The sequence below is a fragment of the Vibrio sp. HM8-C genome (assembly GCF_058630515.1).
The window spans coordinates 1-9282 of record NZ_JBMMKS010000029.1 but is presented as its reverse complement, the minus strand read 5'-3'; the positions used below and the strand labels follow the sequence as shown (position 1 = coordinate 9282).

Sequence of the window (9282 nt, the reverse complement as noted above, 5' to 3'; positions counted from 1 at the left end):
TTAATAGTATCTGTTAACAATAGATAGCTCGTAATAACGGATAGCTCTAAGTAACAGATAACTCGAAAAACTTATAGTTCAGTGACGAACGTACCTTCAGGCATTACTGGTAGGTAGTTTTTGTAGAAGTCTAGGTATGCTTGATTTGGATTCAAGTCTGCAAATACTTCTGGGTACATTGCTTTTGCGTAGAACTGAATCATTGCACCATCAAGAATGGTACGGCATGCGCCGTGGTAAGCCGCATACATACGGTTGTTTTTAACTGCTGCAATTGAAGACCAGCCAGTACGCTTCTTAAAGCCTTCTAGACGCTCTTTCGCTACAGATTCTTGCACGCCTTGACCCATAACCATTGAATCACCACCTGTACCCGTTTCGTAACCAGTGATGACGATAACATCTGGGTTTGCGGCAATGATTTGCTCTGGGTTTAGTTTGCCCCACCACTCAACATATGGTGCTGAAATGTTGTTACCGCCAGCGACCGTTGCGATAGCACCCCACATGTTTTTACCGAATGTATAGCCGATCTCGTTGATGCCTGATGCACCATACTCGGTATAAATTTTTGGTTGAGGAAGGTTCGCTTTCTCTAAACGAGCAGTAATCATCTCGATGTTCTGCTTATATTCGTTGGCGATTTTAGCCGCGCGCTCTTGTTGACCTGTGATCACACCGATAAGTTCTGTACTTTTGATGTGGCGATCTAGAGTTTGAGCGTTGTAGTCAACCACAACAATTGGAATACCAGCGCTTTCAAGACGTTGGATATCACTGCCTAAGCCTTTGTATTGCCAGTCAGCCAGCATGATAAGGTCTGGTCTTAGGCTGATCACTTTCTCTACTGAGAACGTATTGGTGTCTACACGACCAATACCCGGAATCTCGTCGAGTGAAGGGCGGTGTTTCACGTTCATTTCCCAGTTTGCTGGGCGTGCTTGCCAAATGTATTTTGACATACCAACGACGTTATCGTACGCAGCTTCTGTACCAATCGCCATGTAATCTTCAGGGTAGAAACCAACGACAACGCGCTTTGCTGGCGCATCGAAAGTCACTTCTCGGTCAAGTACGTCTGTAATGGTGGTTGTTTGAGCGAAGCTGTAAGAAGCAAACAGCAAAGTTGAAAGGCTAAACAGTTTTTGAATCATGTAATGAAACCTTTTATTGTCCTTGTTTAAAAGATCGTTATTGATGCCGCTTGTCTGGCGGTTGGCGCTGATTATATTGTCAATATAAATGCACATGCAAACTATTATCATTTATTTTTCTATAATTTTGTCGCCTAACTCATAGCGTTTATTGTTCATTGCTACAAATATTGTTCATTGCTACAAATCGCTCATTTCAGTTCAAAGATGTGTGATTCTGGCAACACCTATCGTGCTTTCGTCGCTATTCTGTAGATATGGAAATCTGAAGATATGAAAAGTTTGCTCTTGTTAGTTGTAAGGAATAAAAATGGAAGATTTTATTTTGCCAAGTAACAATCCTATGCCTCGCTTAGGCTTGGGTACTTGGTATATGGGGGAGAACCAGAGAACTCGCAAGCAGGAAGTGGAAGCGTTACGCTTTGGTATTGAATATGGCGCGCGCTTGCTTGATTGCGCAGAAATGTATGGTGAAGGCGAAGCTGAGAGTATTGCAGGTGAAGCAATGAAAGGCTTCCGAGACCAGCTTTATATCGTGAGTAAGTTTTATCCTCATAATGCTTCACGCAAAGGGGTGATAACTGCGTGCGAGAGAAGTTTACGTCGTCTGAATACCGATTATTTAGATATGTATCTTCTTCATTGGATGGGTTCTGTACCTTTTGAAGAGACACTGGAAGCGCTCTATTTATTAAAAGAGCAGGGCAAGATCCGAGATTATGGTGTCAGCAATCTTGATATTGATGATTTAAAAGACTTCTGCGCTGCTGATTCTCAAGGGCTTTGTGCAACAAACCAAGTGCTTTATAACTTAGCGTGCAGAGAGCCTGAGTGGGCGGTAAAACCGTTTTGCGATCAGAAGGGAATGTCAATGATGGCTTACTGCCCATTAGATCAAGGCTCTTTATTGTTTGAACCTGCACTCCAGACGATTGCAGACAAGCACAATGCTACTCCTGCCCAAATAGCGTTAGCTTGGTTGCTTCATCAGCCTGGCGTTATTGCCATACCTAAATCCAGCACGGTTTCTCGAGTGAAAGAGAACTTAGACTCTGCAAACATCCGTTTAAATGCGGGTGATCTAGAGCTTCTTAACCGAGAATTTCCAGCGCCGAGTAACGCTTATGAAGGTCGAATAGGAATTCGATAGGTAAAAGAAAGAGCCGCTGATGCGGCTCTTTTAGTCTGTGTTGTACAAGGTAACGACTTCAAATTAATGGAAGAAGTCCACTTGCTGTTTGAGGTGTTTTGACAGCTCAGACAATTGCTGTGCACTACCGGATGTCTGCGCGCTCGTTTCTCGGCTTTGAACATTCAAGTCGGAAATTTCAGAAGCACTTGCTGCAACTTCTTGTGATACCTGAGCTTGTTGCTCTGCTGTTGTGGCAATCGCTTCGGCTTGACCTGCAATGCCGCGTACTTGTTCTGCTATAGATTCGAGTGAAGTGCCCGCTTCTTGCGCCTTATCGAGCACCTTGTTAGCGTTTTGCTGGCTTTGATGCATTAAAGAAACCGCATTGCCTGTTGAGCTCTTCAACTGGTTAATAATCTGAACCACGTCTTTAACCGACATTTGCGTGCGAGCAGCAAGAGTTCTTACTTCATCGGCAACGACGGCAAAGCCACGACCTTGTTCACCAGCTCGCGCCGCTTCGATTGCAGCGTTAAGAGCCAGCAAGTTCGTCTGTTCGGCAATATCATCAATCATTTTAGTGACGCTTTGGATGCTATTACTGTCGTTGTTTACTTGCTCAATGGCTTTCGCTGATTGATCGAGCTGATCGTTAAGCTGTGCCACATCTAAGCAAACTTCTTCCACTTTACCCAAACCGGTTTGAGTGCTCTCATCTGCTTGACGGACGTTTTCAGCAATCGCTTCAACTTGCTGTGCCACAGATTTTGCGGATGTCGCCATCTCTTCAATAGCTGTAACCACTTGTTCTGCTTGGCGCTGTTGTGCATCCGACTGACGCAAATTGGTTTGTGCATCACTCAACACACTACTTGACTGACCGTCGAGCTGTTCACTGGTCGAACGGATATCACCAACAAGAGAGTTAAGGCGGTTTGCCATGTTGCTGACGCTGTTCGTAAGCCTTGTCACTTCGTTCTGTGAATTTTGACTGCCTTGATCAACTTTGATGCTCACTTCACCTTCGCCCAATCGCTCCATATACCCACTAAGAGTGGTCAATGGCTTGGTACTGCGATTAATGAAGAGACTCATGATCACAAAGGTTAATGCGCCAACTACAAGGGAAATGATAGCAATCAGTTTGAGAAGTTCTGTACTCTCTTTGGTCACTTCACTTACAAACGTACCCCCAAGAATCTTCCAATCCCAACCCGGAACAGTGGTGTACACAATGTATTTTTCTCCGACTGAGCCGTTAAATTCCCATGGATAAGTGAGGATGCCTGTATCCTGACTAAAGATAGCTTTAAAAGGCTTTGCACCGTTGTAATCGGCAACATCTAAGATAGATGGATCATTGGGTTTAAATTTGGGGTGTAACAGATAATGACCAAGGTCTGTTTGTTTGTTGTCTAGAACAATCGTATAGCCAGTGTCACCCCAAGAAACGGACCGTAAAGACTCAAAAATAGATTGGGTGGCATCTTCTACTGGCAAGGCGATACTGGTAATGGCTGTTACTTTTCCTTCATCACTCAATACGGGGTCATAATAGGCGATATAGTTCCGACCTAATAAAGTCACCACACTATAATAAGGCTGACCATTCATGATGTTGTTATATGCAGGGTGTTCTTTGCCTAATAAAGTGCCTATTTCTAATTTGCCTTCTGAGTCGCGAAGTGAAGTGGAGATTCGAATCCAATCGTCTCCTACTGGCGCAAATATAGTGGCAGCAGCACCTGTATCCCGACTGAAAGCTTCAGGCTTACGAACATCGCTTACAATGCTCTCACCCCAAATTGTAATATCGCGAATTTGGTAGCCATTGTAATTGACTTCGTTATCTTCAACATAAAATCCTTCTAGGTACCCATTACGAAGAGTGGATGCAAGGATACGAGCGGTTTCTAGGTAAGCGTTATACTGACCTTCAATGGTCTTACCCATAGCTTGGATTTTGGACTGTTGCTCCGTCAGTGTCGTATTCAAAAGTACTTTGGAAGCATTTTGATAGACCAATGCAGCTATGCTTGAAAATGCAATCAGCAAACATACCGTCATGACGGTGCGCAACTGAAACCCCAAGTTTCTGTTTCGGTAATATTGGATCATAGACATTCCTAACCTTTTTATACTCAAACCACTTTTTGTCGTGAGTTATGCATATGTGTTTATTCTTCGTCGTTTTATTTATAGATTTTGTTGAATCTCGATTGTTACATTTTGCTGAGTTCAGCACTTTGTAGGGGTGTATCTGGTATAAATAAAGGGTGATTCCTCCCGATAGATTTCAAATCCCATGCGTTTGTAGAGGCTTCCTGCATGGCTGTCTTTAAGATAGCTTAGAGAACAGGGTTTTCCGGTCTGTTTAGAATATCGGATGACATATTCCATAACTTTACTTCCGATCCCCTGATTTTGATAATTAGGTAGAATAAAGAACCTAGAAAAGAAGAGCTGGTCACGTTTTTCCAGCAACATGTAAGTTCCGATGGGCTTGTCTTGATGGCAGATTACTGTAGGCAGACCAGTATTCCATTCGTGTAGATGCAAGGCCCATTGAAGCTCTTCGTCCCAACCATGCTCAAGCGTTAGCAAATCGAAGTCGACTGCCTTTTTAAGTTCATAAGCAAAAAGGCAGTCGGCGTCAGTAGCTGGGCGAAATCGAATCTCACTCAAAACGGAGTTATCCTTCAATTTGTGCTCTGTTAGCGCAATTTGCCGAATAGTCTCCATTTAATGCAGCAATGATGTTATCAACAGCACACTGCACCATGCTGTAACGAGTTTCTGTGGTTGCAGAACCTATGTGTGGTAACAAGAATGCATTATCCAATTGGGTAAGGGGCGATGATGCAGGCAGAGGCTCAACTTCAAACACATCCAAACCAGCAGCGCGAATGGTTTTGTTTTTCAACGCTTCGATTAATGCATTTTCATCAACAACTTTGCCACGTGCAGCATTGACAAATATGGCGCTGGATTTCATGAGTTCAAATTGTTCTTTGCCAAACATTTTTTCGGTTGCCGCGCTAAGAGGAACCAGTACGACAACGAAATCACACGTTGAAAGCAGCTCATTAAGTTCTAAGCGCTCTGCTGCGAAATCGCGCTCTGCTTCAACGTTAGCGGAACGGTTGTGGTAGCAGATAGACATGCCAAATCCCATATGAGCGCGTTTAGCGACTGCATAGCCAATGCGACCCATACCGACAATACCCATCTTCTTATGGTGAAGGTCGACACCAAAATATTCAGCGGGAAGATTTCTGTCCCAGCGACCTTCTCTCACCATGTTTGAAACCTCTACAGCTCTGCGAGCGGTACCTAAGGCAAGAAGGATGACGGTGTCTGCTACGGTTTCATTTAATACGCCAGGCGTGTGCATTAGGGCAATTTTGCGTTGGGAGAGATAGTCAAACCCGAACTGGTCGATACCCACGGAAATGGTCGATACTGCTTCAAGATGTGGTGCAGTATTGAGCAGTTCATCGGACATTACGACACCAGAACCTATGATTCCATGCGCTTGAGTCAATGCTGCGTTGAATTCTTCGCGATTAGCATCATTAAGTTCATTAAACACGGTTAGATCGAAGTGTTCATGCAGACGGTTGACTTCATTTTCAGGGATACTCTTGTACAGAATGACTTTCTTTTTCATTTACTCTCTCCTAGACAACTTCGCGACCGCTTCTAAAAACAACAATTTGTTCAAGTTTACAGCTGTCAAAGCCAAAATTATTTTGTTCTGCTCTTACCTTATATCGTTCTATTACCGTGATCCATACCGACAAAAATAAAAACAGATATTTGAATAAAACATAAAGTTAACTAAACGTGAATATATCTAACATTGTTACGAAAGCCTGTATTTGTAATTAATTACAACTTGATATGAACCTTTGGTGTATTTATAAATCATTGTTTATAAATGATAATTTTTATTAGTCACGCACGTTAAGAATTTCTGTAGTTTAGCAATAATTAATTTAAACAATATTTTTGCCAACTTGGCTAAATATATTGTGATATAGATCGCTAACTACAACTTGAGTTTAATCTTTAAAAAATAATTGCAATTAAAGAAGTTAGACCAAGGTCTACAATTTCCCGTTTGGTTGTGATTCAAATCTCTGCTTTTGTAAATTTGAACAAAACTGAATAAATAAAAAACAGAATAATTTGATAATACTTATGATGTAACCAATCTCGCAATGGACTAATTTTTATGGCATGAACATCACTCAAAGAAGCTTGTGAAATGAATAATACGTTGCCTCGTTATATTAAAGTACATCCTAGCGATAACGTTGCCATCGTTGTTAACGATGGTGGGTTGCCTAAAGGAACTATGTTCAACGACGAATTTCAATTGCAGGAAGATATTCCAGAAGGACACAAAGTCGCTCTTGTTGACTTTGCACCAGGCGATAAAATTCGCCGTTATGGTGAAGTGATTGGTTATGCCAACACAGCAATTGTTAAAGGTGGTTGGATCAACGAATTTCTCGTGGATATTCCTGAAGCTCCACCATTGGAAGATATTCCACTAGCAACCAGCGTTCCTGAGCCATTGCCACCATTAACTGGCTACACGTTTAAAGGTTACCGCAATGCGGATGGCAGTGTGGGAACGAAGAACCTGCTTGGTATTACAACCAGTGTGCATTGTGTAGCGGGTGTGGTGGATTACGTAGTTAACATTATCAAGCGTGACTTACTGCCTAAATACCCAAATGTGGACGGTGTTGTTGGTTTGAACCACTTGTATGGCTGTGGTGTAGCGATTAATGCACCAGCAGCAGTAGTGCCAATTCGTACTATTCACAACCTTGCATTGAACCCTAACTTCGGTGGTGAAGTGATGGTAGTAGGTTTAGGCTGTGAAAAGCTTCAACCTGAAAAGTTGCTTAAAGGAACGGACGACGTTAAGGGCATCAACGTTGATCCAGATGACATTATTTCACTGCAAAGTGACAACCACGTTGGTTTCCAATCTATGGTTCGTAGCATTTTGCAAACTGCTGAAAAGCACCTGATTAAACTGAACACCCGCCAACGTGAAGATTGTCCTGTGTCTGAACTGGTTGTTGGTACACAGTGCGGTGGTAGCGATGCATTTTCTGGGGTAACGGCTAACCCTGCAGTTGGTGTTGCTGCTGACTTGTTCGTGCGCGCTGGTGCAACCGTTATGTTCTCAGAAGTGACTGAAGTTCGAGACGCGGTATATCTGCTTGGTCCTCGCTGTGAAAGCAAAGAAGTGGGTCAACGCCTAATGGATGAAATGGCTTGGTACGATCACTACCTAAGCCTAGGACAAACAGACCGAAGAGAAAATCCATCTCCGGGGAACAAGAAGGGAGGCTTAGCAAACGTAGTTGAGAAAGCTTTAGGATCTATTGCGAAATCGGGTAGTAGCGCAATCGTAGAAGTTCTTTCGCCAGGACAACGTCCAACGAAAAGAGGCCTGATCTACGCAGCGACACCAGCTAGTGATTTCGTATGTGGTACTCAGCAAGTATCTTCAGGCATTACTGTTCAATTGTTCACAACTGGACGTGGTACTCCTTACGGACTAGAAGCAGTTCCTGTCATTAAAGTGGCAACACGAACTCCGCTTGCTAGACGTTGGCACGATCTGATGGACATTGACGCAGGTACAGTTGCAACTGGTGACAACACGCTAGAAGAGATGGGTTGGGAAATTTTCCACTATGTAATCGCAGTTGCGAGTGGTGAGAAGAAAACCTACTCAGATCAATGGGGTCTGCATAATGCGCTGGCAGTATTTAACCCAGCACCAGTGACTTAAAAATAATAAGGGTCTGTGTTCTCACGAATGACAGACCCTACCTATACCTACACATTTTTAAATTAAGTGAAACGAGAGGAATTTATGAAAAAATTCGTAAGGAACGCAATCGCACTTTCTCTAATGGCACTGCCAATGGTCGCGATGAGTGCGGACAAACCAAACTTTGGTAACGTTCGTGTTGTAATCGGTTCTAAATCAACAGGTGGTGATACTTACCAAGCTGCGGCAATTGTTTCTGAAGCGCTAGCGAAGAAATTAGACGCAAACGTAAAAGTTGATGCTGTTGGTGAAACTGCAGCATTCCAAACTATTCGCCGTGTGAGTAATGGTAGCACCATTATGATTTTCCACGACCAGTCTTACCTTGGCTACTTGTATGGAACTAAAGGGTACTACGACATCTTTAACGAGTTCACTATCGGTCCAACTTTTGCAATCAACCCTGCGAACGCATACCTAGTACCTAAGAAGTCTCCATACAACACACTGGACGATATCATCGACGCCGTTGGTAAAGGTGAAACTGTTCGTGTTGCTATCCAACCAGGTGGTGTATCTGAAATTGGCTATAGTGCGATTAAGAACGCGATCAAATTGAAATACCCAGGCAAAGAGTCAAACTTCGTTGCTATTAACACTGGTTCTCAATCTGACAAAAACCAACTGTTGTTTGATGGTCTAGCAGACCTAATCCAAGGTAGCTTGCCTGCTAACGAACAGTTCACTCGTCTAGAAGCTTCTGACCAAAAAGCGATGAAATTCGTATGGTTAACTTCTACTCGTGACACTATCGCGAACGTTAACAAAAACGGCTTTGGTGGTTTAAGTAAAGAGCAAATCTACTCTTATGCAGAGCCAGAAGTACAAGTACCAATGGATGCAACAACGAACTTCACGTTCGATAAAGAGTTCTTCTTCCTATACAACAAGAAGATGCCAAAAGACCAAATCGAATACATCGATAAAGCTCTGAAAGAAATCTACGCTGAAGGCGAGATTCAAAAAACATTTGAAAAAGCGTTCTTTGTACCTAACTTCCGTGATTCAAAAGCAGCGCTTGAACACTTACAAGCGAAGAGTGAGAAGTACAAAGAAGTACTTAAAAACATTACAGAATAACTATCGATTCGTCCCCGATAGTCAGCAAAATGCCCACATTAGTGGGCATTTTT

At 42.9% G+C, this 9282-nt stretch carries 7 protein-coding genes; 3 read left to right on the top strand and 4 right to left on the bottom strand.

Going from position 1 to position 9282, the window contains the following annotated elements:
• Positions 1–71: 71 nt before the first annotated feature.
• A complete protein-coding gene (locus ACOSVQ_RS20480) occupies positions 72–1154 on the bottom strand; it encodes an ABC transporter substrate-binding protein (RefSeq protein WP_491984281.1) in 1083 nt (360 codons plus the stop codon).
• Positions 1155–1464: 310 nt separating this feature from the next.
• Between ACOSVQ_RS20480 and ACOSVQ_RS20475 the strand changes: the two genes are divergently transcribed.
• On the top strand, positions 1465–2304 hold the full coding sequence (locus ACOSVQ_RS20475) for an aldo/keto reductase (RefSeq protein ID WP_491984280.1): 840 nt from the start codon (positions 1465–1467) through the stop codon (positions 2302–2304).
• Between the two features lie 63 nt (positions 2305–2367).
• On the opposite strand, the gene ACOSVQ_RS20470 is transcribed toward ACOSVQ_RS20475, so the two are convergent.
• The 3 genes from ACOSVQ_RS20470 to ACOSVQ_RS20460 form a co-directional block, all read right to left on the bottom strand.
• A complete protein-coding gene (locus ACOSVQ_RS20470) occupies positions 2368–4404 on the bottom strand; it encodes a methyl-accepting chemotaxis protein (RefSeq protein WP_491984279.1) in 2037 nt (678 codons plus the stop codon).
• A 120-nt stretch (positions 4405–4524) separates the two neighbouring features.
• The gene (locus ACOSVQ_RS20465) at positions 4525–4971 is read right to left on the bottom strand and encodes a GNAT family N-acetyltransferase (RefSeq protein ID WP_491984278.1); all 447 of its coding nucleotides are present in this window, start codon (positions 4969–4971) and stop codon (positions 4525–4527) included.
• A 7-nt stretch (positions 4972–4978) separates the two neighbouring features.
• Positions 4979–5956: a 2-hydroxyacid dehydrogenase gene (locus ACOSVQ_RS20460; RefSeq protein WP_491984277.1), complete on the bottom strand. Its 978-nt coding sequence runs from the start codon at positions 5954–5956 to the stop codon at positions 4979–4981.
• Positions 5957–6556: 600 nt separating this feature from the next.
• Between ACOSVQ_RS20460 and garD the strand changes: the two genes are divergently transcribed.
• Both garD and ACOSVQ_RS20450 read left to right on the top strand, forming a co-directional pair.
• Positions 6557–8107, top strand: coding sequence for a galactarate dehydratase (gene garD / locus ACOSVQ_RS20455; RefSeq protein WP_491984276.1), 1551 nt, complete (start codon positions 6557–6559; stop codon positions 8105–8107).
• Positions 8108–8191: 84 nt separating this feature from the next.
• Positions 8192–9229, top strand: a complete 1038-nt coding sequence (locus ACOSVQ_RS20450; protein ID WP_491984275.1) for a type 2 periplasmic-binding domain-containing protein — start codon at positions 8192–8194, stop codon at positions 9227–9229.
• Positions 9230–9282 lie beyond the last annotated feature (53 nt).

Excerpts from the sequence above, each read along its gene's own strand:
- ACOSVQ_RS20480 (WP_491984281.1), bottom strand. The coding sequence starts at position 1,154 with ATGATTCAAAAACTGTTTAGCCTTTCAACTTTGCTGTTTGCTTCTTAC.
- ACOSVQ_RS20475 (WP_491984280.1), top strand. The coding sequence starts at position 1,465 with ATGGAAGATTTTATTTTGCCAAGTAACAATCCTATGCCTCGCTTAGGC.
- ACOSVQ_RS20470 (WP_491984279.1), bottom strand. The coding sequence starts at position 4,404 with ATGATCCAATATTACCGAAACAGAAACTTGGGGTTTCAGTTGCGCACC.
- ACOSVQ_RS20460 (WP_491984277.1), bottom strand. The coding sequence starts at position 5,956 with ATGAAAAAGAAAGTCATTCTGTACAAGAGTATCCCTGAAAATGAAGTC.
- garD (WP_491984276.1), top strand. The coding sequence starts at position 6,557 with ATGAATAATACGTTGCCTCGTTATATTAAAGTACATCCTAGCGATAAC.
- ACOSVQ_RS20450 (WP_491984275.1), top strand. The coding sequence starts at position 8,192 with ATGAAAAAATTCGTAAGGAACGCAATCGCACTTTCTCTAATGGCACTG.